This window comes from Plantactinospora sp. WMMB782, assembly GCF_049179135.1.
Taxonomy (GTDB): Bacteria; Actinomycetota; Actinomycetes; order Mycobacteriales; family Micromonosporaceae; genus Plantactinospora.
Window position 1 is genome coordinate 6289486 of the sequence record NZ_JBMHMC010000007.1, and the last position, 25444, is coordinate 6314929.

Here is a 25444-nt window from a genome sequence, read left to right on the forward strand (position 1 = left end):
CGGTCACCGAGCAGTTCCGCTGGGTGACACTCTGCTGTGGACAGGACTAGGCTCGGAAGGCGATCGAGCAGCTCACGGCGCTGATCTGGCGAGCCGGCGGCGGCTACTGGCGAACTCATGGTGATCTGGAACAACCCTCTGGAGGTCCGATGGAACACGAGGACGCGTTCGCGTTCATCCGAGACCAGCTCCGCAGGCAGCGAGCCCTGCGCGGCATGCCGCAGGAGGAGTTCGGCAAGCGGACGAACTATTCGGCCTCGACGATCTCCGCCGTGGAGACCGGTACCCGAGCAGTCGACATGCCGTACGCCACCCGGGCCGACGAGATCCTGGAGACCGGTGGCCTGTTCGTGTCCCTGCTCAAGGCGGCGCAGCGGGACAACGAGCCCACCTGGTTCAAGCGCTGGCTGGACGCCGAACGCAGCGCGACGCAGCTCCGGTACTACCACCCGACGCTGATCCCCGGACTACTCCAGACCGAGAACTACGCCCGCGCGGTGCTGCGCTTCGACGCCACCCGACCCGAGGAGGAGGTCGAGAAGCTGGTCGCCTCCCGGCTCGCCCGGCAGGAGATCCTGACCCGGGACCATCCGCCGCTGGTGATCGCCGTCTTCGACGAGGCGGCACTGCGCCGCCCGGACGCCATCATGGCCGAGCAGTTCGCGCACCTGCTACGGATGGCCGAGCGGCCCTACATCCAGCTCCACATCATCCCCGCCGGCACCGGCCTGCACGTCGGCCTCTCCGGGCAACTCGCTCTGGCCCGATCCGCCGACGGCAACTGGGTGGGGAACCTGGAAAACCAAATTGCCGATTTCACCGTCGGTGACGAGGACGGCATCGCCGCACTCCTCGCGCGCTGGGAGGGTGTGCGCGGCGTAGCCTTGCCGCAGGACCAGTCGCTCGCACTGTTGAAGGAAGTGGAGAGCCAGCATGCGCCTCAGTGACGCCCGGTGGCGGAAGTCGACCCGCAGCGGCACGGCCGGTGGCGACTGTGTCGAGGTGGCCGACAACCTGCCCGGCGTAGTCGCCGTACGGGACAGCAAGGACCCGGCGGGTCCGGTGCTGGCCTTCCGGCCGGCGGCGTGGCGTGCTTTCGTCAGCCTCGCCGTCGAGCGACACTAGAAAGCAATTCTCCGGCTAGGCAGCCTTCCCCCGGCCAGGCGGTATTCCACCTGACTTCCACTGGACACGTTGCCGGCGACGGATCGCGCGGACGACGGCCAGGGCGACGAGCCCGAGCACCACGGCGAGGCAGGCTGCCGGGACCGCCGCCACCCAGATGATGTCCCGGGCCGGGAACATCGCGGCGGTCGGCGACGGCCCGCCGAACCGGTCGGCGGTCAGCAGATCCTGCGCGACGTCCATCGTGAGCACGTCGTCCGGCGGGTCGAGCAACGTGCGGGTGGCGCCGTCCGGGGCCAGGGCGAGCAGGGTGACGTGGCCGGTCTCGTACCAGCCGGTGTCGTTCCACTCCCGGTCCCGGGTCTTCTGCGCGAAGTGCTCCGGCTCGTAGCGCAGCACCACCAGCTCACGGCCACCGGCCCAGCCCAACGCCCGGACGGCCGAGCCGGTCACGACCGGGAAACCCGGGCCGGGCAGCGGCCGGCCGGTCGCGGCGTCGAGGAAGCCGACGCTCCACCGCCGGGCCGCCAACGCCGCCTCGTCGCACTCGTCGAGGCAGCCGTCCAGGGTGACGGTCGCGATCCGGGTACCGTCCGGGCTGAACGCACCGATTCCGGCCAGGTACGTCCGGTCGCCCAGCTCGGCCGACCAGCGCAGCCGGCCGGCGCGGTCGACCAGGCGTACCGTCTCGCCCTCGGTCACCGCGACCGTCTGCCCGTCCGGGGCGAACGCCGCCCGCGACGCGGACCGGACCGCCCGCGCGGGGGTGAAGTCCCGCAGCGGCAGCAGGGTGTCGGTGGCCAGGTCGAGCAGTGCCAGCCGTTCCGGCCGCCGGATCATCCCGGTCCGCTCGTCGACAACCTCGTCCGCCCCGGAGACCGCGACAAGCAACGACCTACCGTCCGGCGCCCAGGCGACCGGAGCGCAGCAGTCCAGGCCCTGCCCGGCGCCGTGCTGGCTGCTCCGGCCGGTCGTCAGGTCGACGATCGTGACGCCGTTGTCCGCCTCGAATCCCGAGCCTTCCAGATAGGACTGTGCGACCCTGGTGCCGTCCGGGGCGAGCAGTGCGTTCTCCCCGGCGGCGATGGAGTCCCAGCCGGCGTAGAGCAGCATCCGGTAGTCGCCGTCCCGGCCGACCACGGCCAGCTTGCCCTCGCTGTCGAAGATGTCGGTGCCACGCAGGCCGATCGAGTCGCCGCCGAAGAGCACCGACGCCGGGCCGGGCGGATCCATCTGCACGGTCGCCTGCCACATCCACGGCAGCGACAGCCGCGCCGGCACGGCCGGGCCGCCGTCCCCGACGGTCGACGACAGCGGGTACGGCCGGTCCAGCGCCCAGGGCAGCGCCAGCGCCACCAGCAGCACCAGCACGGCGGCCGCACCAGCCCGGAGCAGCCGGGACCGTCGCCGGGCCCGCCGGCCCCGCCGCCACACGTCCGGGGTAAGCCGGGCCGGCGGCATCGAGTCGCCGACCTCGCCGAGTACCTCGGGTAGCTGTCCCGTCATCTCAACTCCCCTCCACCGACCAACTCGCCCAGCTCCGGGGCAAGAACCCGCAGCCGGGCGAGGGCGTCCCGGGTCTGGCTCTTCACCGTGTTCACCGAACAGTCGAGTACCTTCGCCGCCTCCGCCTCGGTCAGGTCCTCGAAGTACCGCAGTACCAGCACGGCGCGCTGCCGGGGCGCGAGCCGGGCCAGCGCCTGGCGGACGACGACCGCCCGGTCGGTCGCGCCAGCCGGATCGTCGACCGGCCTCTCGGGCGGCCGGGACCACAGCTCCACGCTGCGCCAGCGGCGCCGCCACAGCGAGACGTGCTGGGTGTGCATGATCCGCCGGACGTACGGGTCGGGGTCGCCGCCGGCCACCACCCGCTCCCAGTGCCGGGCGACCCGCTCGAAGGTGATCTGGACCAGGTCCTCGGCGAGGTGCCGGTCGCCGGTCAGCAGGAACGCGATGCGTGACCACCTGGCCAGCCCCCCGGCCAGGTACGCGTTGAATGCCTCCTCGGCGTCCATCTCCACCTTCCCTCCAACCGACCACACGCCGGCCGGCCCGGATCGGGGTGGGTGCGTCGGACGATTCGCCGCCGATCGGAACTTGATCATGCGACGGTCGGACGGGGTGGAACCGACCGGGGTGCCGGCCCGTCTGATTGGCATGAGAACGTGGCGAGGTGTCCGGATAACCTGTGTCGGCGCGCTGCTTCTGCTGGCCGCGGCCTGTGCCCGCGACGGTGCCGGGTCGACCGGCGACGGGCCGGGCGGCGACGGGCCGGGCGGCGACCCCGGTCCCGCCGACCCGAACGCGGTGGTGCTCCGGGTGGAGGACGTCGGTGGCTTCGTGCCGCCGGCCGCCCGGCTGACCCGGGTGCCGAGGGTCACGATCTACGCGGACGGGCGGCTCATCACCGAGGGTCCCCAGATCGCCATCTATCCCGGGCCGGCGCTGCCGAACCTCCAGCAGCAGCGCCTCACCCCGGAGCAGGTCGACCGGCTGGTCGAGCAGGCGCGTGCCGCCGGGGTCGGCACCGCCACCGATCTGGGCCGGCCACCGGTCGCGGACGTCCCGTCGACCCGGTTCACCGTGTCGTCCGCCGACGGCGGCGGGACGGACGTGCTGGAGGTCTACGCGCTCGCCGAGAGCGGGGAGAACGTCTCCGGCCTCACCGAGGAGCAGCGGGCCACCCGGGCAGAGCTGCAGAAGCTGGTCACCACCCTCACCGACCTTCCGCTGAGCCAGGAGAAGGCCGGCGAGGTGCAGCCCTACCGGGCGGAGACGATCGCGGGGGTGGCGATCCCGTGGCGTCCGGACGACAACGGGCTGGACGCCCCGCCGGAGGTCGCCTGGCCCGGTCCGGCCCTGCCCGGGTCACCGCCCTCGTCCGGTTTCGACCAGGGCTGTGTCGAGGTACGCGGAGCCGAGGTGACCGCACTGCTCGACGCCGCGGCCAAGGCGAACGCCCGTACCCCGTGGACCTCTGGGGGAGAGCGCTGGCAGGTCGCCCTGCGACCGCTGCTGCCGGACGAGCGGAGCTGCGCCGACCTCGCCGCCGAGTGACGCTCCTCGGAGCCGCGGGGGACAGGTCAGCAGCCCCAGCGTTCCTGCACCCGGATCGTGACCGGGACGCTCTGCGTCACCGTCCCGTCGGAGGCGGTCAGCTCCGGCCGGTACACCCCGAACGGCAGGGGCGGCAGGGTCATCGCGATCAGGTTGACGGCGGTGTGACCGTCGCTCGACCCGGGTGGGATCGGCGCGTGCGGCAGGCTGGTGGTCGTGCCGACGGGCAGACCCCGAGCCCCGACCTCGATCGGCGTCGACCACTCGCCGCCGATGGTGATCCAGAAGTACGTCCACCAGGACTCGCCGGCCGGGATGCAGATGCGCTGCCCGATGTTCGTCAGCTGCCAGCTCCCGGGCGGGGTCGTGCCGCCCGTCGCCGCAGCCGGCTGGCTGCCGACCAGCACCAGCGCCAGCGCGGTGACCAGCCCGAGCGCGAGTCGGGCGACACCGAAGGTCGATCGGAACATCTTTCCTCCCCAGGTTCGTTCGCCGGGCGGCTGACAGCCCGTTCGTCGTCGACCGAGCCGCCACCGGCGAATGCCGGAAACGTATCGGTGTGGGCTCAGAGAGATATCAGAGATGGTGCGGTTGACAGCCCGGCCGGTTCGCCGAAAGTGCCTTGTCGTCCCGCCGGCCCGTGTCTACGGTGGGGCGATGCTTCCGGGACTGCTGGCGGTGACCTTCGACGCGCACGACCCGGCCCGGCTGGCCCGGTTCTGGGCCGGCATGCTCGGCCGGGAGGTCGTCGACGACGGCCGGGCCGTGCTGCTGCCCGGCGACGACACCCAGCTCGGCCTCCGGTTCGCCCCGAGCCGCGCGGCGAAGACCGGCCTGAACCGCATGCACCTGCACCTGACCAGTGACGACCCTGCCGACCAGCAGCACCGGGTGGAGACCGCGCTGAAGCTCGGCGCCGCGCACCTGGACGTCGGGCAGCGGCCAGAGGAGAAGCACGTCGTACTTGCCGATCCGGAGGGCAACGAATTCTGTGTGATTCCGCCCGGCAACAACTTCCTCGCCGGGTGCGGTCTGCTCGGCGAGGTCGCCTGCGACGGCACCCGGGCGGTCGGCCTCTTCTGGAGCGAGGCGCTCGGCTGGCCGCTGGTCTGGGACCAGGACGAGGAGACCGCGATCCAGTCACCGCACGGCGGCACCAAGGTCGCCTGGGGCGGCCCGCCAGTCGCCCCGAAGGAGACGAGGAACCGGCAGCGCTTCGAACTCACGCCGGCCGCCGGGGAGCAGCGGGCCGAGGTCGAGCGGTTGCTCGCCCTCGGGGCCACCCGGGTCGAGGGCGGCTCGGACGGCGCCGTGATGCTGGCCGACCCCGATGGCAACGAGTTCCGGGTAAGAGGGAGCTGACCGCAGGCGGCGGCCGGGCTGTCCCCGATCCTGTCGTAGCCGAGGGCAATCATGTGTCGCGACGCCCGACGGAGGGAGAGACGATGATCGGGACCTTGCGGACCGTCGTCCTGGACGCCCGTGACCTGGCCGGCCTGGCCAGGTTCTACCAGGAGCTGGCCGGGTGGACGCAGATCCATGCCGAGGACGACTGGATCACGATGACCACCGGGGACGGCTGGCGGGTGGCGGTGCAGCTCGCGCCGGACCACGTGGCACCCCGGTGGCCTGATCCCGGCCATCCCCAGCAGGCACATCTCGACCTGCGGGTGCCCGACCTCGAGCTGGCCACCGCCCGGGCCCAGGAGTTGGGCGCGACGCTGCTGCGGCGCAACGAGCGCTGGCACACCCTGGCCGACCCGGCCGGGCACCCGTTCGACCTGTGCCTGAATCCCGACGATCCGCGCACCACCCTGATGGGCGTGATGCTGGACTGCCCGGACGCCAAGGCGCTGAGCCTGTTCTACGCGGAACTGCTCGGCAAGCCGGTGACCTACGAGGGCGACGGCATGGCGATGATCGGCGACGACGGCGCCCAGCCACTGCTGTTCCAGCAGGTGGCCGACTACTCGCCGCCGCGTTGGCCCGATCCGGCCCACCCGCAGCAGTTCCACCTCGACGTCCGGGTCGACGACGTGGCGGCAGCCGAGCCGGCCGCCCTCGCGCTCGGCGCCACCCGGCTGCCGGGCGAGGGCGACAACTGGCGGGTGTACGCCGATCCGGCCGGCAAGCCCTTCTGCTTCGTGTGGGACCTCGACCAGGGGTGACGGACACCCTCGACGTACTGACGTTCAACGTCTGCGGCCTGCCGTCGCGGCTGCGGCCACTCGCCGAGCGGGCCGGGCACTTCTGTCGCGAGATCGAGGCGTCCGGTGCCGACGTGGTCAACCTCCAGGAGGTGTGGACCCCGTCCACGCTGGCGGCGATCCGGTCCGGGCTGCCGTCGTACCCCTACCTGGCCTGGCGGCGTGGTCTCGCCGGCCAGCCCGCCGGTGGGCTGGTCACCTTCTCCCGCCGCCCGGTCGGCCCGGTGTCGTACCGGTCCTTCCGGGGCACCCGGCCCGCCAGCGGCAGTCTGCGGTTCCGTGCCAAACGGATGCTCAACGGCCTGTTGCAGGGAGTGCTCACGGTGCCGCTGCCGGGACTCGCGACGGTGGTCAACACACACCTGAGCGCCAACAAGGACGGTGACTGGTCGGCCGGCAACCGCTACCATCCGTTCCAGCGGGCGCAGGTCGAGGTGCTGCACCACGCCCGGGAGTCGGCACGCCGCTCGGCCGGTGCCGGGCCGACCGTGCTGACCGGCGACTTCAACATCGCCAGTGACAGCCCGCTCTACCCCCGGATCGTCGACGGCGGCGCCTGGCGCGACCCGTTCGCGGCGGACGACCCGGTCACGTTCCACGCCGAGTTCCTGCCGCCCGGCTTCCCGGCGCGCCGGATCGACTACCTGCTGGTCTCCGGGGCGGCGGCGGAGTTCCCGGTCCTGCACACCGGGCGGCTGTTCACCGAGCCGCTGGCCCTGCCCGACGGCGACCGGCTGTACGTCTCCGACCACGTCGCGCTGACCGCCCGGATCACCGTCTCCGGCGCACGAGCCACCGGATCCCCGCCACGCGGGTGAACCTCGGCACGGCAGTCCGGACGCCGGAGCGGATCGGGTGTCACCCCGTGAAGGACTCGGGGCCGAAGCGTCCCCAGGCCACGAAGACGGCCATGCCGAGATAGACCAGGTCCGGGACGATGGTCGCTCGTTCGCCACGGCGCAGGCGCATGATCGCCGCACCGGCGAACAACAGCGCCACGCAGGTGGCGGTTATCGGCACCAGGACCGGCGCGATGTCGAGTACGGCGGGCAGGATGAGGCCCGCCACGGCGAGGATCTCGAGTGTGCCGATGACCCTGAGCGCAGCCGGGCTGAAGTCCAGCACCCATTCCGCGGCGTGACTCGTCGCCGCCATCCGTTCCCTGGGCACGAACATCTTCGAGGTGCTGATCAGCAGGACCGTGGCCAGGATTCCGGTGACGATCCACAGTGCGAGGTTCATGAGATTTCCTTCGAGGTAGTGGCGGGCGCCCCGTACGACGGGTCGCCCGGCGAGGTCACGACAGCGCCGAGGAGGTGTCGGGCGGCCGGCGGCCGTGGGTGGTGTCGGGCGGCCGGCGCCGTACCCGTGTTGGGGTCGGTTCGACTTGCCGTCAGCGGGGGCGGCGTCGACCGGCGCGTACCAGGGCGGCCAGATCGCCGACCTGGTCGAGGTGTCCGAGCTTGTCCGGGTTGACGACGGAGTGGATCGCCCGGATCCGGCCGTCGGCGACGTCGAGCCCGACGACCCCGACCAGCCGGTCCTGGTCGTCGAGCGCCAGGCCGCCCGGCTGGCCGTTCACCTCGGTGGCCTGGAAGCGCACCCCGAGGCGGGGGAGCGCGACCATCGCGGCGACCAGGACCCTGGCCACCCGCTCCCGGCCGTCGACCGGTCGGGTCAGCGCGGGCACCCGGCCGCCACCGTCACCGTGCAGCGCGACGTCCTGGGCCAGCAGCGCCTCCAGCGCAGCCAGGTCGCCGGACCGCACGGCGGCGAAGAAGCGCCGCGCCAGCTCCTCCCGCTGTCGACGGGAGGCGTGGTAGCGCGGCCGGCGCTCCCGGACGTGGCTGCGGGCCCGTGCCACCAGGTGCCGGGTGGAGTCCACGTCGGTGCCGACGATCTCGGCGACCTCCGGGTACGGGTACTCGAACACCTCGCGCAGCAGGAACGCCGCCCGCTGCTGCGGTGAGAGGCTCTCCAGCAGCACCAGGAACGCCAGCGACAGCGAGTCGGCGGTCTCGGCCTGTTCGGCCGGAGTCGGCCCGGTGACCAGCGGCTCCGGCAGCCACTCGCCGACGTACCGCTCCCGGCGCTTTCGGGCCGACCGGAGCTGGTCGATGGCCAGCCGGGTGACCAGGGTGGTCAGATAGGCCCGTGGCGAGGTGATCGGCTCCTCCCGGCGCAGCGTCCGGTGCAGCCGCAGAAACGCCTCCTGCACGACGTCCTCGGCTTCACCGACGCTGCCGAGCATCTGGTAGGCGATGGCGAAAGCCCGGGGACGCAGTTCGCCGTACAGCTCGTCGGTGGACACGTCAGCCGAGCCCGTCGACGAAGCCGGTACGCCAGGACGGGAACCGAAGCGTCCAGCCCAGGTCGCGTTTGGCTTTCTCGCTGGAGATCCCGCGGGCCCGCGTCATCATGTCCACCACGCTCTCGCCGGCGAGCAACCGGACGAGCCAGGCCGGCAACCGGCGCGGCGGTCCGGCGCCGAGCGCCCGCGCCAGTTCCGGCAGCCATTCGCGTACCGGTGCGGGATCGTCGTCGGCCACATGGTAGATCCCCGGCCTGCCGCGTTCGACGGCCGCGACCGTGGCCGAGGCGGCATCGGTGACGTGCACCAGCGACCACACCCCCGCCCCACCGCCGACGATCGGGAACCTCCGCTGGCGGATCCGCTGTGCCAGGACCGCGTTCGGCGCCGTGCTGAGATCGGTCCCCGGCCCGTAGAAGCCACCGTAGCGGAGCGCGATGCCCTCGGCCCAGCCGATGCCGGTCACCGCGGCCTCCAGATGGCGCAGCGCGGCCACGGCCGCTGCGGTGTCGGACGGCGGATCCGGTTCGATCCGGGCGCTCTCGTCGGCGACCGGTCCGCCGGTGCGCTCCATCCACATCGCGTTGCTCTGCGCCACGAACCTGCGTACCCCGACGGCGCGGGCGGCGGCCAGCAGGTGGTCGGTGGCCTCGGTACGCAGCCGGTTGGTGTCCGCCACCATCCGCCGCACGTTCCGGAAGTTCGTCGGACCGCTCAACGCGGTGAGCTGGTGGACGACCACCTCGGGCTCGGCCTTCGCCACCGCCTCGGCCACCGAGTCCGGGTCGAGCGCGTCGACGACGGCCGGTTCGGCGCCGAGCGCGCGCAGTGCGTCGGTCCTGCCGGCCGAGCGGGTCGTGCCGACGACCTCGTGGCCGCGCGCCACGAGTTGGCCGACGATATGCCTGCCGATCGCGCCGGACGCCCCGGCGAGAAAAATCCTCATCACGTCTCCGTTCGTCGCGTGGCACCGACGGCGGCGGTGCTCAGCAACAACAGACGAGACGGCCCGGCACCCCATGAACGGCAGTAACGCAGTTCACACTGCGCCCCCAGCACTCCGCGGCGGCGGCGCGGCGTTCTGCAGGCTCTGCCGGCGGCCCGGCGGATTCGACGGCGGTGAGCCGGGTAGTCAGGCCCATGGGGGTCCTCCGGGCCCTCCGGCGGCATGCCGCGCCCGCCACCGATGCCGACGGCCGCCGGATCAGTGCCGCGCTGGCAGAGCTGGGCCGCCGGGGGCAGCGCAGCGGCGCCGCCCGGTTGCGCCGGTTACGTACCTATCTGGTACTCGCCGTGCAGGCCGGCCTGGCCGCCGCGCTGGCCTGGCTGATCTCGCACGAATTCCTCCGCACCTCGGAACCGGTCTTCGCCCCGGTCATCGCGGTGGCGGTGATCGCCACCTCGATCGACCGGCGGCTGCGCCGCAGCCTCGAACTCATGGTGGGGGTGACCGTCGGGATCGGGGTCGGTGACCTGCTGATCGCGGGCACCGGCACGGGGCCCTGGCAGATCGGGGTGATCGTCGCCCTCGCCATCATGGTGGCGATCCTGCTGCGCGGAAGCTCCTCGCTGATCACCCAGGCCGGTGGTACGGCGGTACTGATCGCCTCGCTCACCCCGACGACCCAGGATCTCGAGGTGCCCCGGTTCGTGAACGCCGCGATCGGTGGTGCCGTGGGCCTGTCGGTCGCCCTGCTGCTGCTTCCGCTCCACCCGCTACGTCTGGTACGGCGGCGTGCCAACCCGCTGTTCGAGCTCTTCACCAGCCAGCTTGCCGCGACCACCCGGGCGCTGCGGAACCGGGACGCGCGGCAGGCCCAGGACGCCCTGCGCGCGCTGACCCAGGACCGGCAGCTCCGGCAGCTCCGCGAGGCCCTCCAGGCGGCCCGCGAGGTGGTCACGTACTCGCCGTTCCGGTGGAACCGGCGGGGCACCCTGATCCAGTACGAGGAGGGTGCCGAGCACATGGAACGGGCCTTCCGGGACAGTCGGGGACTGGTCCGCCGGATCGCCAGCCTGATCCGCGACCGTGAGCCGGTGCCGGACGCGTTGCCGGGCGCCGTGGGGCGGCTCTGCTCGGCGCTCCGGATGCTGCACCGGGACCTGAACGCCGGCCGGGAGCCCGACCGGACCCGGGAGGAGGCGCTGCGGGTGGTCACCGAGGCAGCCCGGGCTGCGGAGGCGGGACTCGGATTCCACGGTACGGCCGCCGTCGCCCAGCTGCGCACCATGGCCCACGACCTGCTCAGGGCCAGCGGACTCGACCGGTCGGACGCGCGTACCCTGATCCGCCGCACCTTCGCCGCCGCCCGGGCCCGGTAGTCGAGCCCCGGGGTCGCGAGCCTACGACCACCCGGCGGGTTTCGACGCCACCCACCGGAGGTCTGGTCGTGTCGGGTGTGTACCAGCCATGGATGGCCGTGGCGCTTGTCGGGTGGCGGAACGGGTAGTCCGGGGCATGGCGTCGCCCTCGGCCTCCCGCTCGCCGCTCGGCACCACGGTGCGCCAGCTCGGAAGGACGCTCGTGCACGCCCGGCGGGAGAGTGGCCAGGTCACCAAGCTGCGGATGCGGCAGATGCGGATCATCGGGGTGATCGCGTTGCAGGCCGGGCTGGCCGCCGGGCTCGCCTGGTGGATCGCGCACAACCTGCTGGGCAATCCCAGCCCGGTCTTCGCGCCCACGGCGGCGGTCGGCACGATCGTGGCCGCTCTCGGCCAGCGCACCCGGCGGACGGTGGAACTGCTGGTGGGCGTGGCCCTCGGCATCGCTGTCGGGGATGCGTTGATCTTCGTCCTCGGCACCGGAGCCTGGCAGACCGGCGTCATCGTCGCCCTGGCCATCGCCGTCGCGCTCGGTCTGGTCGGGCGCGGCGGAACGATCGTGAGCCAGGTCGGCGGTACGGCGGTGCTGATCTCGACCCTCTCGTCGAGCGAGCAGAACCTGGAGATCCCCCGGATCGTCGACGCGTCGGTCGGCAGTGCGGTGGGGTTGGTGGTGGTCACGCTGCTGCTGCCGCTGAACCCGATCCGGGTGGTCAACCGGGCGGCGGCACCGGTCTTCACGATATTCAGCGCTCGGCTGCACGACATCGCCGTGGCGTTGCGGCAGGGCGACGCGGATCGCGCCCGCCAGGCGCTGGCGGGGCTGCGCGACGTCGAGCCGGACCTGGCGCGGCTGCGGGACGCGCTCAACGGCGCGGAGGAGGTGGTCAGACTGGCACCGGTCCGGTGGGGCCGCCGTCGGGAGTTCGAACGCTACGCCCGGAGTGTCACGGAGTTGGTCCGGGCGGTCGGCGGCGGACGCAGCATGGCGCGGCGGGCGGTGACCGTGATCGAATACCGGGAGCCGGTTCCCGGCTACCTGCCGAAGGCGATCGACACGCTGTCCGAAGCCGTCCGGGCGCTGCACCGCGAGGTGCGTACCGGCCGGGCGTCCGGGGTCACCCGGCGCAGGGCGCTGGTGGCCGCCCGCCGCGCCGGGCGGGCCCGCCGGGAGGGACTGCGCAACTACGGCGACGCCCTCGCCACGCAACTGCGGGTCACCGCCGCCGACATCGTCCGGGCCACCGGCTGTCCGAGCCCGGAGGCCGGCCAGGCGGTCCGGCGGGCCGCTCGGCACGGCGAGGGGCTCGGCCCTCCGGCGGACGGCGGTGGGCCGGACGTCGGGCCGGAGGACGGCGGTGGGCCGGGCGCCGGACCGGAGGACGGCGGTGGGCCGGGCGTCGGACCGGAGGACGACGACGAGGACGTCAGGTAGCCGGATCGGTCCCGCAGGATTGCGTCGAGGGCGCACAATGGGTGCCGCGGCGGCTACGGGACGGATTCTGCGGCGATGTCCGGGCCGGACCTGGCGCCGTGCATGTGCACCGCCCGTCAGGGCCCGGCCGGAGGCGAGTCGATGGAGCAGCAGAGGCGTTTCGCGGTCGATCCGCCGGAGACGAGTGCCAACAGCGCTCCCGGTCCGCAACTGCTCGGCCGGCTCTACCGGCCGGATCCCCGGGACTGGGACATCCCCCGGCTGCTGGAGATCGCCGAACCCGCCGAGTCGATCCGGCAGATGACCGTGGAGCAGGTGCTCGCCGAGACGCCGTACTTCTCGGACTGGCGGGCGTACCTGGTCTTCTGGCGTTGGCTGCGGACCCAGCGGCAGCCACCGGCACCGGCCGTCGTGCGGGACCGGGCGCCGGCCTGGGAGTTGACCGTCCAGCTCGACCAGGGGCAGACCGGCCACTGTGTCGGGTTCGGCTGGGCGGGCTGGGTGGACGCGATGCCGGTCGCCGGCAGCTACCAGAACGCCGACGGTCACGCCCTCTACTACGAGGCGAAGGTGATCGACGGCGAACCCGGCAAGGAGAACGGCTCGACCGTCCGGTCCGGCGCACTCGCCGTCCGGGAACGGGGCCGACTCGCGGCCTTCGCGTTCGCGCAGAGCACGGCCGAGATCGACGAGTGGATCGACAACCAGGGCTCGGTGGTGGTGGGCACCGCGTGGACCGCCGACATGTTCAATCCGGACGAGGACGGATTCGTCAAGCCGACCGGTAGCGCTTCCGGCGGGCACTGCTATCTGATGCTCGACCGGATCGAGTCCGAGGACGCGTACCTCTTCCAGAACGCCTGGGGTGAGGCGTGGGGTTGGGGTGGCCGGTTCAAGATGAAGCGCGGCGACTTCGCCGGCCTGCTTCAGGAACAGGGAGAGGCGTGCTGTGCGGTGGAGTTGCCGCACTAGCGGCGGGGGCGGCCCGTCCTCCGGAGCCCGGAACCGGAGTCCGGTGTGGCCCGGAAGCGGAGTCCGGTGTGGCCCGGCTTGACCTGACCGAGGCGGACGGCGGCCGGTCGTATCCGGCGGCGCCGGGGGATCTGGTGGTGGTCCAGCTTCCCGAGACGCCCAGTTCCGGCTACCGGTGGCACCTCGACGCGGTGGATCCCGCTGTCCTCGCCCCGTCCGGCGATTCGTTCCGGCCGCAGCGCGAGGGGTTGGGCGGCACCGGGACCCGGCAGCTGCGGTTCACCGCGACCGGGGCCGGGCGGACCGGGCTGCGGCTGGTGCTGCTGCGCGGCTGGACGCCGGGAGAGAACCCGGCGCGCCGGTTCGAGGTGACCGTCCATGTGACCGGGGGCGGGGGTATGGTTACCGGGGAAACGGTTTCCTGACCGGTCGCGCGGGCGATCGACTGAATTGGAACTGTTCCAATCTGAACAGTGTGCGCCGTTCGCCTCGCCCTTTACCTGCCGGTCGCCGTGGACTCGGTGGGAAGACGAATAAGGGTTCAACTGATAGCTATTGACAGCATTCAATGTGAATGGTTAGCGTTGCCCTGCCGTGGGACCCAACAGTTGTTGCTGTCAGTCGCTAGGAGTGTCCCATGTCCAACCCACGAATCACCGACATCGTGACCACCCTGTTCCGGATGGTACTCGGCCTGCTGTTCGCCCTGCACGGGGCGGCCTCCCTCTTCGGGATCTTCGGCGGCAACCGGGGCAGCGGCGAGGCGATCCCGTTCGGCACCTGGCCGGGATGGTACGCGGCCGTCATCCAGTTCGTCGGCGGTGTACTGGTCCTGGTCGGCCTGAGCACCCGGGCCGCCGCGATCGTCTGCTCCGGCTCGATGGCGTACGCGTACTTCGTCGTGCACCAGCCCGACGGGCTGCTGCCGCTGAACAACGGCGGAGAACTGGCCGCCCTGTTCTGCTGGTCCTTCCTGCTGGTCGCCGCTCTCGGCGGTGGGCGCTGGTCGCTGGACGCCGCGCTCGGCCGTCGCCGCGGTCGCAGCATGGCGGAGGAGCCCAGCCCGGTCGCCGCCACCACCGGCTCCTGACCGGAACGCCCACCGCCTGATCGGTTCTCGGCGTCCGCGGAAACAGTTCTCGGCGTCCCTCGGAACAGTTCTCCGCGATGAACTGATCACACCTCTGGCAGACCGACGTAGTTCTCCGCCAGGCTGGTGGCGTACGCCCGGGACGAGGCGAGGTAGCGCAGCGTCGAAAGCTGCAACCTCGCCTCGTACGGGTCGTCGGTGTTCAGCCGGTGCAGCAGCGAGGTCATCCACCAGGAGAAGTGCTGGGCCCGCCAGACCCGGCGCAGCGCGGTGTCCGAATAGGACTCCAACAGGTCGTCGCGCCCGTCGCGGTACCAGGCGGCGAAGGCGTCACCGAGCAGCGTCACGTCGGCCAGCGCCAGGTTCATCCCCTTGGCGCCGGTCGGCGGGACGATGTGCACCGCGTCGCCGGCCAGGAAGAGCCGCCGCCAGCGCATCGGCTCGACCACCAGGCTGCGCATGCCGGTGACGCTCTTCTCCAGGATCGGGCCGGTGTTCAACGTCCACCCGGGCACCGTCTCCAGCCGGGTGCGCAGCTCCGCCCAGATCCGCTCGTCCGGCCAGTCCGCGACGTCGGCCTCCGGCTCCACCTGGAGGTAGAGCCGGGAGATCTCCGGCGAGCGCATGCTGTAGAGGGCGAAACCCCGGTCGTGGTGGGCGTAGATCAGCTCCTCGGTCGCCGGTGCGGCGGCGGCGAGGATCCCGAGCCAGGCGAACGGATAACTGCGGTCGTACTCGGTCAGCTCGCCGGCCGGCACGCTGGCCCGGCTCACCCCGTGCGAGCCGTCGCAGCCGGCGACGAAGTCGCAGTGCAGCTCCTCGTCCCGCCCCTGGTGCCGGAAGCGGATCACCGGAGCGTCGGAGTCGAGGCCGTCGAGGCGTACGTCGGAGACCTCGAAACGGAGCTCGCCACCGGCGGCGGTACGCGCCGCGATCAGGTCCTTCACCACCTCCTGCTGGCCGTAGACGGTGATCGCCCGCCCGGTCAGCTCGGTCATCGCGATCCGGTGCGCGGCGCCGCCGAAGCGCAGCTCGATGCCCTCGTGCCGGAGCCCCTCCCGGTCCAGCCGCGCACCGAGCCCGCTGCGCCGCAGCAGGTCGACCGAGCCCTGCTCCAGCACGCCGGCCCGGACCCGGTGCTCGACGTACTCCCGGCTCCGGCACTCCAGCACCACCGACCCGATGCCGGCCCGGTGCAGCAGGTGTGACAGCAGCAGACCAGCCGGCCCCGCCCCGACGATCCCGACCTGGGTACGCATTCTCGCCTCCCTGACCTTCCACGACTGTTCCGAAACACCGGGCGGCAGGTCACACCTGCCGGTCCCGGCCGGCGCCGAGCGCGCTCGTCGCCATCACCGCTGTCACCGCCGCCATCGCGGCCAGCGGCACCCGCCAGCCTGCCGTGGCGTCCCGCAGCGCGCCGACCAGCACCGGCCCGGCGGCGCTGAGCAGGTAGCCGACCGACTGCACCGCCCCGGAGAGCTGCCGGGCCGACCCGGGCGTCCGGGCCCGGAGCACCAGCAGGGTCAGGACGAGACCGAGCGAGGCGCCCTGGGCCAGCCCGGCCAGCACCGTCCAGAGCAGATACCAGGTCGGCAGGGCCAGCAGACCGAGCACCGCCGCCGCCCAACCGGCGGCGACGACAAGCGCCAGCCCGCGCTGGTCGGGCCGGCGGACCGCCAGGGTCGGCACCACCAGCGCGGTGCCGATCCCGAGCAGGTTGAGCACCGCAAGTGCCGCGCCCGCCCGGGTCGGCGCGACGCCCTGGTCCCGCAGCATGCTCGGCAGCCAGGTGAGCACCGTGTAGTAGAGCATCGACTGGGTGCCCATGAAGAGGGCCAGCTGCCAGGTGACCGGCGAGCGCAGGATCCGGCCGCCCGAGCGCGGCGGCGGCGGGGCGGGCGCGTGGTGCCGGCGGCGCACCTGCGGAAGCCAGCCGAGCGCCGCGACGCAGGCGAACCCGCCCAGCGCCAGCAGCGAACCCCGCCACCCCAACCCCAGCGGGTACGCCAGCGGCGCGCTCACCGCCGCCGCCACCGTCGCCCCGGTGGTCATCGCGGCGGTGCTCAACCCGGTGGCCAGGCCCGGCCGGCCCGGGAAGTGCTGCTTCACGGCGCTCGGCAGCAGCACGTTGCCGACGGTGATCCCGGCACCGATGATCGCGGTGCCGACCAGCAGCCAACCGGCGTGCGGCAGGGTCCGGGTCAGGCTGCCCAGCACGATGCCGAGCATCGCCGCGAACAGTGCCAGTTCGACGCCGACCCGGCGGCCGAGCAGCGCGGCGAACGGTGCGAGCAGCCCGAAGCAGAGCACCGGCAGCGCGGTGAGCAGCCCGGCGGCGCCCCGGTCCAGATCGAGGTCGACCTGGAGGTCGGGAAGCAGCGGTGGGACCGCCACGATCGCCGCCCGCAGGTTCAGCGCCAGCAGTACGACGCCGAGCAGGGTGAACCAGCCGTGCCGGCCCAGCCCGAGCACACCGTGCCGGTCGGCTGGCCGACCGTCGGCCGTGCGGGGACCCGCCGCCGCGGATCCGTCGTCGCGCGGCGGCGGTCCGGGTTCGCGGTTCAGAAGGGATACCTCGTGATCTCGCCCTGCACTGTCACCCACTGCGTCTCGGTGAACGCGGCGAGGTTGGCCGCCGTCCCGCCCAGCCGCGGACCGTTGCCCGAGCCGGCCACCCCGCCGAACGGGGCGACCGCCTCGTCGCTGACCGTCTGGTCGTTTATGTGCACGATGCCGCTCGGCACCCGCTCGGCGAAGGCCAGCGCCTTCGTCACGTCCCGGCTGAGGATGCCGAGGGAGAGGCCGTACTCGCTGTCGGCGGCGAGCTTGGCGGCCTCGTCCAGGTCGCCGAAGCGCAGTACCGGGGCGACCGGGCCGAAGACCTCGTGCGCGTACGCCGGGGTGGCCGGGGTGACGTCGGTGAGCACCGTCGGCCGGTAGAAGAGGTTCTCGTAGGTCCCGCCGGTCACCAGGGTCGCTCCGGCGTCGACACTGCCGGTGACCAGGGAGTGGATCTTGTCCCGCTGCCGCTCGTCGATGATCGGGCCGAGTGCCACGTGGTCCCGGGCCGGGTTGCCGACCGGCAGGTGCGCCGCCTTCTCGGCCAGCCGGCCGACATACTCGTCGACGAGCGACTCGTGCACCAGGTGCCGGCCGGTGGTCATGCAGATCTGCCCCTGGTGCAGGAACGAACCCCAGGCACCGGCGGAGACCGCCAGGTCCAGGTCGGCGTCGTCGAGCACCACCAGCGCCGAGTTGCCGCCGAGTTCCAGCAGTACCCGCTTGAGGTGCCGGGCGGCGGTCTGCCCGACCTGGCGGCCGGCGGCGGTCGAACCGGTGAAGCTGATCAGGCGCACGTGCGGGTCGGCGACCAGCGCCTCGCCCGCCGCCGGCCCGCCGGGCAGCACGTGCAGCACCCCCGGCGGCAGCCCGGCCTCCTCGAAGATCCGGGCGATCGCCACCCCGCCGGTCACGGCGGTGCGCGGATCGGGCTTGAGCAGCACCGCGTTGCCCAGGGCCAGCGCCGGGGCGACCGAGCGGATGCCGAGGATGATCGGCACGTTGAACGGGGAGATCACCCCGACCACCCCGACCGGCAGCCGGCGGGCCAGGCTGAGCCGGGGCTGCGCGCTCTGGATGATCTCGCCGAGCGGGTGCGAGGCGAGCGCCGCCGCCTCGTAGCACTCCTGGGCGGCGGTGTCGGTCTCCAGGGTCGCCTTCGGCGGTACCGAACCCGTCTCCCGGACGATCCAGTCGCCGATCTCGGCGGCGTGCTCCTCCCAGAGCAGCCCGGCCCGGCGCAGCACGGCGGCCCGTTCGTGGTAGGGGGTCGCGGCCCAGTCGCGCTGGGCCTGGGCGGCGCGGGCGGCGGCCCGGGCCACGTCGGCGGCGTCGGCGATCCCGGTACGCCCGATCTCGTCGCCGGTCGCCGGTTCCCGCACGGCCGCGTCGCCGCCGTCGGCGGAAATCCAACCGTCGCTGTATATCCGGCCGTGCCAGGTCGTCGAATCGAGAAGAGTCACGGGAACCTCCTTGTGGGTGGGGGAGCGGTGTGCCGCCTCGGTGAGGCGGAAGGGGTCAGGGCGCGAAGTGCGGCTCCGGGTGCACGGCGACGTCCAGCAGCAGCGGCCCGGTCCGGTCGGCGAGGTCCGGCAGCACCTCGTCCAGCACCGCCAGCAGTTCCGGGTGGCTGCGGATCCGCCGGGCGGGGCAGCCGAAGGACCGGGCCAGGCCGGTCACGTCCACCTCGTCGAAGGCCGGCCAGGGCGGCTTGCCGCCGTGCTGTTCGGCGAGCCGGTCCAGCACCGCGTACCGGCCGTTGGACAGGACCAGGTAGAGCACGCCGCAGCCGTACCGGGCGGCGCTCCAGAGGCCCTGGATCGCGTAGAGCGACGAGCCGTCCCCGAGCACCGCCAGCACCGGCCGGGTCGGGTCGCCGAGCCGGAGCCCGGCCGCCGCCGGCAGCCCGAACCCGAGGCCGCCCATCGCCGCGCTGACGAAGCCGCCCGGCCGTCTGGCCGGCAGCATCCGGTGCAGCTCCGGCCGGCTCGACGGGGTCTCCTCGACCAGCACCACGTCGGCCGGCAGTCGCCGGGCGAGGGCGGCGAAGACGTGTGTCGCGCGCAGCGGCTCGCCCGGCGCCGGTGGTGGCACCGGGGCGGGTTCCGTCCGGTCGGGGGCGGGACGGTCCCGGGGTGCCACCCGGGCGGCCAGCGCGGCGCAGGTCAGCGCCGGGTCGGCCAGCACCGCGAGGGCGGCCTCGCTGCGGTGCAACTCGTCCGGGTCGGCCGAGACCACCGCCACGGTCAACCCGGGCGGCAGCAGCGGGCCGGACTCGAAGACGTACTGCCGGAACGCGGCGGTACCGACCACCAGGGCCAGGTCGTGCCCGGCGAGGGTGGCGCGCAGCCGGGAGCGGGCGGCCGGCAGGTGACCGGCGAACCGGGGGTGGTGCTGCGGGAAGCCGGCCCGGGCGCCGAACGCCTCCTGCCAGACCGGCGCCCCGATCCGGTCCGCGAGCGCGGCCAGCGCGTCCCAGGCCGCCCGCTGGTCCGCACCGGCCCCGACCACCAGCACCGGGGAGGTGGCCCCGTCGACCAGCCGGGCCAGCTCGTCGAGGGCCGGCCCGGGTCCGGTGGCCGTCGCGGCGACCCGTTCCGGGGCGGCCCGGCCCACCGACGGGTCCACCTCGGCGGCCCAGTCGTCGGTCGGCACGACCACCAGGGCCGGCCCGCGCCGCAGGGCCGCCTCGTGCCAGGCCCGGCGGACGGCCGCCGGCACGTCCTCGGCCAGCACCGGCTGCTCCACCCGGACCGGGTACGGATCGGCGAGCCGGTCGAGCCGGCCGGCGAGGAACGGTTCGGCGGCCAGGTGCCGACGGTCCTGCTGGCCGACGAGCACCACCAGCGGGGCCCGGTTGACCCGGGCGGTGGCGAGCGCGCCGACGGCGTTGCCGAGTCCCGCCGTGGTGTGCAGGTTCACCACCGCCGGCCGCCCGGTGGCCAGCGCGTAGCCGGTGGCCATCCCGACCACCGAACCCTCGTGCAGGGCGAGGACGAACTCCAGGTCGTCGGGGAGGTCGGCGAGGAACGCCAGCTCGGTCGAGCCGGGATTGCCGAAGACCCGGCGCACGCCGTACCGGCGCAGTACCGCCAGGGTGGCCTCCCGGACGGTACTCATCCGGCTGCCGCACCGCTCGGGGCGCCGCGCGGGTCGCCGTTCGGCGTGCCGGCGGGGTCGTCGCCGCTCGGGTCGTCGCTCCGGGCGTCGAGCGGGGCGGGGGCGGCGCCCTTGGCCCGCTGGATCTGGCCGAAGACCTGGGCCCGGAGCTGTCCGAACCGGGCCGACGAGCGGGTGCCGAGCTGGTCACGCTCGGCCGGCAGGTCGATCGGCACGTCGTCGAGCACCACGGTCGGCGACCCGGAGAGCACCAGGACCCGCTGGCCGAGGTAGACCGCCTCGTCGATGTCGTGCGTGACGAACAGGACTGTCACGCCGAGCCGCCGCCACAGCGAGCGGACCAGGTCCTCCAGGTCCGCCCGGGTCTGCGCGTCCACGGCGGCGAACGGCTCGTCCATCAGCAGGATGTGCGGCTCGTAGGCGACCGCGCGGGCCAGCGCCACCCGCTGCTGCATGCCGCCGGAGAGCTGCCACGGATAGGCGTCCGGCACGTCGCCGAGACCGACCGCGTCGAGCGCCTCGGCGACGAGCTGCCGGCGGCGGGCCCGGGTGAGCGTCTTCTTCTGCCGCAACGGCAGCTCGACGTTGCGGGCCACGGTCATCCACGGGAAGAGGCTGCGGCCGTACTCCTGGAAGACCACGGCCATGCCGGGTGGTGGGCCCTGCACCGGCGCACCCTCCAGGACCAGTTCGCCGGAGGTCGGCGGCAGCAGGCCGGCGATGCACTTGAGCAGGGTGGTCTTGCCGGCGCCGGACGGGCCGACCACGCAGACGAGTTCTCCGGCGCCGACCGAGAAGGTGAGGTCCCGGACCGCCTCGACCGACCGGCCGCGTCCGGTGTAGACCTTGTGCAGCGCGCGGACGTCGAGCAGCACTCCGGCGTCGCCGCCCCGGTGGTGGTCGTCTGTCGGGTTCATCGGGGCCCATCGTCTCGTCGGGACTGCCGCAGACCGGAATACCAGTGCAGGGCCGACCGCTCGACCAGCCGCAGCAGCATGGCGAGCAGGAAGCCGAGCAGGCCCAGCAGCAGGATGCCGGTCCACATGTCGGTGACCGCGAAGTTCCGCTGGAACTGCACGATGGTGAAGCCCAGCCCGTTGTTCGCGGCGAACATCTCGCTGATCACCATCAGGATGATGCCGACCGAGAGCGCCTGGCGCAGGCCGGCGAAGATCTGCGGTGAGGCGGACCGGATCACCAGGTGCCAGAGCCGGGCCGGACCCCGGATGCCGTAGCAGCGGCAGGTCTCGGCGAGGGTCTCGTCGACCGCCCGTACCCCCTCGACGGTGTTGAGCAGGATCGGCCAGAGACAGCCGGAGAAGACCACCAGCACCTTCATGGTGTCGCCGAAGCCGGCGAGGAGCATCAGCACCGGCACCAGCACCGGCGGCGGAACGGCCCGGAGGAACTCCAGCACCGGTTCGCAGAACGCACGGACCCGCCGGAAGGAGCCGACCAGCACGCCGAGCCCGACGCCGACGACGACCGCGAGCAGGAAGCCGGCGGCCAGTCGCAGCAGGCTCGGCAGCACGTCGGCGCGGAGCCGGTCGCCGCGCAGCCAGACGTCGTCGAAGCTGGCCAGGATCTCCGACAGCGGCGGCAGGTAGTAGGTCTGACTGTCCGCCGAGAGCACCCACCAGAGGGCCAGCAGCCCGAACGGCAGGCCGAGGACGGCGGCGCCCCACCACAGGACCCGGCCGACGGCGGTCAGGCTCCGCCGCCGGACACCGGGGTGCCGGCGGGACACTTCGTCGGGTACGTCCACCGGCGCAGTCGACCGGCTCATCCGGCGTCCTCGCCGCGTACCGAGGGGTGCCAGTGCAGCACCGTGCGTTCGAGTTGCCGGGCCAGCAGGTTCACCGCGACCCCGAGCAGGCCGGTGACGACGATCAGGGCGTACATCGAGTCGACCGCGCCGCCGGACTGGGCCCGGTTGATCTCGTTGCCCAGCCCCGGCGCGCCGATGATCAGCTCGGCCGTGATGGCCAGGATCAGCGCCACGGCGGCGGCGAGCCGCACCCCGGTCAGCAGGTACGGCAGCGCGGTCGGCCAGAGCAGGTGCCGGATCCGGGCCCACCGGCCGAGCCGGAAGCTCTGCGCGGTGTCCCGGGCGACCGGGTCGACATCCCGGACGCCGTACAGCACCTGGACGAGGACCTGCCAGAACGCCGCGTAGACCACGAGCAGCAGTACCGAGCGCAGGTCGGTGCCGAAGAGCAGCACGGCGAGCGGGATCAGCGCGACCGAGGGGATCGGTCGGAGGAACTCGACCGTCGAGGCGGTGAACTCGCGCAGCACCGGTACCGTGCCGAGGACGAAGCCGACGACGACGCCGAGGGCGACCGCGACGGCCAGGCCGAGGAACCAGCCGCGCAGTGTGTCGGCGACCGCCGCCCAGAACCGGCCCTCGCCGAGCAGTTCGCCGAGGGCGACCGCGATCTCGCTGGTCGGCGGCAGGTAGTCCGCCGGGACGAGCCCGAGTCTGGGCGCCACCTCCAGGCCGAGCAGGAAGGTGGCGAAGCCGGCCAGCCCGAACAGTGCGGTGCCGCCGCGCGGTCGGCCGGTCCCGCCGGAGCGCCCGGCCGGAGCCGGTGCGGTCCCGGCGGGCGGCGCCGCGACGGCGGCCCGGGTCACGGCAGCAGTTCCGCGACGTCGACCTTCTCCTTGAGCAGCCCGTCGCCGTGCATCAGGTCGGCCAGGGTCTGCACCGAGGCGCGGTTGATCTCGGCGGGCCAGGCCGGCAGGGTGATCTTCGCGGCCACCGCCGGGTCGATCTGGGTGTACGTCTGGAGCACCTGACGCGCCTCGTCCGGGTGCTCCTGGGCGTACTTCAGGGACTTCTCCATCGCCGCCCTGAACCGCCCGGTCAGGTCGGCCCGCTGGGTGATGGTCTGCTCGGTCGAGAAGTACGCCGCGACGGTCATGTCCGGGATCGCCTCGGCGAAGTTGTAGGCGACCACCCGGGCGCCCTGGTTCTGCGCGATGGTGAAGAACGGCTCGACGAGCATCGCCGCGTCGACCCGCTTGGCCATCACCGCCGCCGGCATCTCCGGGAAGGGCAGCTCGGTCCACCTGATGTTCGACGGGTCGCCACCGGCCTTGCGGACCGAGGCCCGGGTGGTGGTGTCGGTGATGTTGTTCAGGTTGTTGATCGCGATGTTCTTGCCGGCCAGGCCGGCCGCGTCGGTGATCGGGCTGTCCGGCGGCACCACCACGCCGCCGAAGTCCGCGCCGGGCTTGCCGGTCGAGGCGTTGCCGACCGTGATCGCCTTGACCGGTATTCCCTGCGAGCGGGCGGTGATCAGCGAGACGACGTTGCCGAAGGCGAAGTCGAACTGGCGGCTGACCACGCCGGTCACCGCGATGGAGCCGCCGGTGGTGTTCACCACCTCGATCTCGATGTCCTGCTCCCGGAAGAAGCCCTTGGCGTTGCCCAGGTGCAGCGGGGCGACGTCGACGATCGGGATCGCACCGACCTTCACCCGGTCCACCCCGCCGGAGCCCGCGCCTGACGAGTCGTCGGAGGAGCCGCAGGCGGCGGTGAGCAGGACGGCGATCGCGGCGGCGGTGGCGGCGAGACGGCGCATCGGGGTCTCCCGGCGTCCGGCGGTCCCGACGGGACCGGGCTGGACGGCTCCCGGGGGAGCCGCGGGGGTGGTGGTCGCTAGCCGAACGGGTGTTCTCGATCGGAACGTTGGCACAGCGGGCGAGTTCACGTCAACAAGCGTCCGGCAACTTCTCCGGTGAGCGACGGGGCGCTGCGCCGAGCGGTCCCGGGGGCCCGCCGACCGAGGTCGCGGGGTTCGTTGACGGATCGCCGGCGTGGGGACTACGTTCGTCAAGAGCACGGGAGTGCGTATGGCGAACGCTTCTTGAGCTGCGGGAACGGCGGCGACGAGGTGGAGGCAAGGTGACCAACGACGTGTACGTGCTCGACGCCGTACGGACCCCGATCGGGCGGTACGGCGGCGCGCTCGCGCAGGTACGCCCCGACGACCTCGCCGCGCACGTACTACGGGAACTCCTCCGACGCAGCCCCGACCTGGACCCGACCCGGATCGACGACGTGCTCCTCGGCAACGCCAACGGCGCCGGTGAGGAGAACCGGGACGTGGCCCGGATGGCCGTGCTGCTCGCCGGCCTGCCACCGACGGTGCCCGGTGCGACGGTCAACCGGCTCTGCGGCTCCGGCCTGGAGGCGGTGATCGGGGCGAGCCGGGCGATCGCGGTCGGCGACGCCTCGATCTGCGTCGCCGGGGGAGTCGAGTCGATGACCCGGGCACCCTGGGTGCTGCCCAAGCCCGGGAACGGCTACCCGCGCGGCCACGAGACGCTGCACTCCACCACCCTCGGCTGGCGCATGGTGAACCCGGCGATGCCGGCCGAGTGGACCGCCTCGCTCGGCGAGTGCACCGAGATCCTCGCCCAGCGGTACGGGATCTCCCGCGACGAGCAGGACGCCTTCGCCGTACGCAGCCAGCGGCTCGCCGCCGGGGCGTGGGCCGCCGGGGCGTACGCCGACGAGGTCAGTACGGTCCCCGGCACCGACCTGGAGACCGACGAGAGCATCCGGCCGGGCACCACGACCGAGGCGCTGGCCCGGCTCAAGCCGGTGTTCCGGCCGGACGGCACGGTGACCGCCGGCAACTCCTCCCCGCTCAACGACGGGGCGAGCGCGCTGCTGCTCGCCGACCGGGCCGGTGCGGAGGCGGCCGGTCGCAGCCCGCTGGCCCGGATCGTCTCCCGCGCGGTGGTCGGCGTCGACCCGCAACTGTTCGGCATCGGCCCGGTACGCGCCGCCGAACAGGCGTTGTGCCGGGCCGGCGTCGACTGGTCGGACCTGGCCGTGGTGGAACTCAACGAGGCGTTCGCCGCCCAGTCGCTGGCCTGCCTGGCACAGTGGAAGGAACTCGACCCGGAGATCGTGAACCCGCAGGGTGGGGCGATCGCCCTCGGCCACCCGCTCGGCTCCTCCGGGTCGCGCATCCTCGGCTCGCTGGCCTGGCAACTGCACCGCCGCGGCGGCGGGCTGGGCCTCGCCGCCATCTGCATCGGCGTCGGTCAGGGCCTGGCCGTCGTACTGGAAGCCTGAGGCCCGACGGGTCGCACCGGAGGGTCCGAGGGCCGTACCGGACACGGTCCGAGGGCCGTACCTGGCACGGTCGGAGGGCCGTACCGGAGTCGGTCCGAGGGCCGAAGTGGAAGCTCGACGGGAGGACGGCGATGACCACCGACCACATCCG

The 25444-nt window shown here is 73.1% G+C and carries 26 protein-coding genes; 12 read left to right on the forward strand and 14 right to left on the reverse strand.

All coding sequences use genetic code 11. The features are described from left to right. Positions 1-149: 149 nt before the first annotated feature. Positions 150-947 carry a helix-turn-helix domain-containing protein gene (locus tag ACN28A_RS30080; RefSeq protein ID WP_421400872.1) on the forward strand — a complete coding sequence of 266 codons (798 nt, stop codon included), beginning with the start codon at positions 150-152 and terminating at the stop codon, positions 945-947. After that, the gene (locus tag ACN28A_RS30085) at positions 934-1125 is read left to right on the forward strand and encodes a DUF397 domain-containing protein (protein WP_421400875.1); all 192 of its coding nucleotides are present in this window, start codon (positions 934-936) and stop codon (positions 1123-1125) included. The genes ACN28A_RS30080 and ACN28A_RS30085 overlap by 14 nt, the downstream gene beginning before the upstream one ends. A 15-nt stretch (positions 1126-1140) precedes the next feature. On the opposite strand, the gene ACN28A_RS30090 is transcribed toward ACN28A_RS30085, so the two are convergent. Together ACN28A_RS30090 and ACN28A_RS30095 are read right to left on the reverse strand one after the other, a co-directional pair. After that, on the reverse strand, positions 1141-2631 hold the full coding sequence (locus ACN28A_RS30090) for a WD40 repeat domain-containing protein (protein ID WP_421400878.1): 1491 nt from the start codon (positions 2629-2631) through the stop codon (positions 1141-1143). Next, complete coding sequence (locus ACN28A_RS30095) at positions 2628-3140, reverse strand: SigE family RNA polymerase sigma factor (protein WP_421404712.1); 513 nt, start codon at positions 3138-3140, stop codon at positions 2628-2630. Before ACN28A_RS30095 ends, ACN28A_RS30090 begins: the two co-directional genes overlap by 4 nt. Before the next feature lie 142 nt (positions 3141-3282). Between ACN28A_RS30095 and ACN28A_RS30100 the strand changes: the two genes are divergently transcribed. Next, positions 3283-4182, forward strand: a complete 900-nt coding sequence (locus ACN28A_RS30100; protein WP_421400880.1) for a hypothetical protein — start codon at positions 3283-3285, stop codon at positions 4180-4182. A 26-nt stretch (positions 4183-4208) separates the two neighbouring features. On the opposite strand, the gene ACN28A_RS30105 is transcribed toward ACN28A_RS30100, so the two are convergent. Further along, positions 4209-4652, reverse strand: a complete 444-nt coding sequence (locus ACN28A_RS30105; RefSeq protein WP_421400882.1) for a DUF5980 family protein — start codon at positions 4650-4652, stop codon at positions 4209-4211. A gap of 187 nt (positions 4653-4839) precedes the next feature. Here ACN28A_RS30105 and ACN28A_RS30110 point away from each other — a divergent pair, with 187 nt between their 5' ends. The 3 genes from ACN28A_RS30110 (at position 4840) to ACN28A_RS30120 (ending at position 7207) form a co-directional block, all read left to right on the forward strand. Beyond that, the gene (locus tag ACN28A_RS30110) at positions 4840-5544 is read left to right on the forward strand and encodes a VOC family protein (protein ID WP_421400884.1); all 705 of its coding nucleotides are present in this window, start codon (positions 4840-4842) and stop codon (positions 5542-5544) included. An 83-nt stretch (positions 5545-5627) separates the two neighbouring features. After that, a complete protein-coding gene (locus tag ACN28A_RS30115; protein WP_421400887.1) occupies positions 5628-6350 on the forward strand; it encodes a VOC family protein in 723 nt (240 codons plus the stop codon). Continuing rightward, on the forward strand, positions 6347-7207 hold the full coding sequence (locus ACN28A_RS30120) for an endonuclease/exonuclease/phosphatase family protein (protein WP_421400889.1): 861 nt from the start codon (positions 6347-6349) through the stop codon (positions 7205-7207). Before ACN28A_RS30115 ends, ACN28A_RS30120 begins: the two co-directional genes overlap by 4 nt. A gap of 40 nt (positions 7208-7247) precedes the next feature. Here the strand turns inward: ACN28A_RS30120 and ACN28A_RS30125 are convergent, their stop codons facing one another. From ACN28A_RS30125 to ACN28A_RS30135, 3 genes are all read right to left on the reverse strand, one after another. Continuing rightward, on the reverse strand, positions 7248-7631 hold the full coding sequence (locus tag ACN28A_RS30125) for a DoxX family protein (protein WP_421400891.1): 384 nt from the start codon (positions 7629-7631) through the stop codon (positions 7248-7250). A gap of 151 nt (positions 7632-7782) precedes the next feature. Then, positions 7783-8700, reverse strand: coding sequence for an RNA polymerase sigma-70 factor (locus ACN28A_RS30130; protein WP_421400894.1), 918 nt, complete (start codon positions 8698-8700; stop codon positions 7783-7785). A gap of 1 nt (position 8701) precedes the next feature. Continuing rightward, positions 8702-9646: an NAD-dependent epimerase/dehydratase family protein gene (locus tag ACN28A_RS30135; protein WP_421400897.1), complete on the reverse strand. Its 945-nt coding sequence runs from the start codon at positions 9644-9646 to the stop codon at positions 8702-8704. 194 nt (positions 9647-9840) lie between these two features. Between ACN28A_RS30135 and ACN28A_RS30140 the strand changes: the two genes are divergently transcribed. The 5 genes from ACN28A_RS30140 (at position 9841) to ACN28A_RS30160 (ending at position 14519) form a co-directional block, all read left to right on the forward strand. Continuing rightward, positions 9841-11022: an FUSC family protein gene (locus ACN28A_RS30140; protein ID WP_421400900.1), complete on the forward strand. Its 1182-nt coding sequence runs from the start codon at positions 9841-9843 to the stop codon at positions 11020-11022. 136 nt (positions 11023-11158) lie between these two features. After that, positions 11159-12457: an FUSC family protein gene (locus ACN28A_RS30145; RefSeq protein ID WP_421400903.1), complete on the forward strand. Its 1299-nt coding sequence runs from the start codon at positions 11159-11161 to the stop codon at positions 12455-12457. A gap of 141 nt (positions 12458-12598) precedes the next feature. Beyond that, complete coding sequence (locus tag ACN28A_RS30150; protein WP_421400906.1) at positions 12599-13429, forward strand: C1 family peptidase; 831 nt, start codon at positions 12599-12601, stop codon at positions 13427-13429. A gap of 68 nt (positions 13430-13497) precedes the next feature. Then, entirely contained in the window at positions 13498-13854 is a 357-nt protein-coding gene (locus tag ACN28A_RS30155; RefSeq protein WP_421400908.1) for a protease inhibitor I42 family protein, read from the forward strand. A 212-nt stretch (positions 13855-14066) separates the two neighbouring features. After that, positions 14067-14519: a DoxX family protein gene (locus tag ACN28A_RS30160; protein WP_421400910.1), complete on the forward strand. Its 453-nt coding sequence runs from the start codon at positions 14067-14069 to the stop codon at positions 14517-14519. Between the two features lie 86 nt (positions 14520-14605). Here the strand turns inward: ACN28A_RS30160 and ACN28A_RS30165 are convergent, their stop codons facing one another. The 8 genes from ACN28A_RS30165 to ACN28A_RS30200 form a co-directional block, all read right to left on the reverse strand. Further along, positions 14606-15778 (reverse strand): 4-hydroxybenzoate 3-monooxygenase, encoded by a 1173-nt coding sequence (locus ACN28A_RS30165; RefSeq protein ID WP_421400913.1) that lies wholly within the window; start codon positions 15776-15778, stop codon positions 14606-14608. A 49-nt stretch (positions 15779-15827) separates the two neighbouring features. Beyond that, positions 15828-16994, reverse strand: coding sequence for an MFS transporter (locus ACN28A_RS30170; protein WP_421400915.1), 1167 nt, complete (start codon positions 16992-16994; stop codon positions 15828-15830). Positions 16995-17083: 89 nt separating this feature from the next. Beyond that, complete coding sequence (locus ACN28A_RS30175) at positions 17084-18544, reverse strand: benzaldehyde dehydrogenase (RefSeq protein WP_421400917.1); 1461 nt, start codon at positions 18542-18544, stop codon at positions 17084-17086. Between the two features lie 55 nt (positions 18545-18599). After that, a complete protein-coding gene (locus ACN28A_RS30180) occupies positions 18600-20201 on the reverse strand; it encodes a thiamine pyrophosphate-binding protein (RefSeq protein ID WP_421400919.1) in 1602 nt (533 codons plus the stop codon). After that, positions 20198-21118, reverse strand: a complete 921-nt coding sequence (locus ACN28A_RS30185; protein WP_421400922.1) for an ABC transporter ATP-binding protein — start codon at positions 21116-21118, stop codon at positions 20198-20200. The genes ACN28A_RS30180 and ACN28A_RS30185 overlap by 4 nt, the downstream gene beginning before the upstream one ends. Further along, positions 21115-21987 (reverse strand): ABC transporter permease, encoded by an 873-nt coding sequence (locus ACN28A_RS30190; protein WP_421400925.1) that lies wholly within the window; start codon positions 21985-21987, stop codon positions 21115-21117. The genes ACN28A_RS30185 and ACN28A_RS30190 overlap by 4 nt, the downstream gene beginning before the upstream one ends. Then, the gene (locus ACN28A_RS30195; RefSeq protein ID WP_421400927.1) at positions 21984-22835 is read right to left on the reverse strand and encodes an ABC transporter permease; all 852 of its coding nucleotides are present in this window, start codon (positions 22833-22835) and stop codon (positions 21984-21986) included. Before ACN28A_RS30195 ends, ACN28A_RS30190 begins: the two co-directional genes overlap by 4 nt. After that, positions 22832-23788 carry an ABC transporter substrate-binding protein gene (locus ACN28A_RS30200; protein WP_421400930.1) on the reverse strand — a complete coding sequence of 319 codons (957 nt, stop codon included), beginning with the start codon at positions 23786-23788 and terminating at the stop codon, positions 22832-22834. Before ACN28A_RS30200 ends, ACN28A_RS30195 begins: the two co-directional genes overlap by 4 nt. A gap of 323 nt (positions 23789-24111) precedes the next feature. Here ACN28A_RS30200 and ACN28A_RS30205 point away from each other — a divergent pair, with 323 nt between their 5' ends. After that, complete coding sequence (locus ACN28A_RS30205; RefSeq protein WP_421400932.1) at positions 24112-25293, forward strand: thiolase family protein; 1182 nt, start codon at positions 24112-24114, stop codon at positions 25291-25293. The last annotated feature ends 151 nt before the right edge of the window (positions 25294-25444 follow it).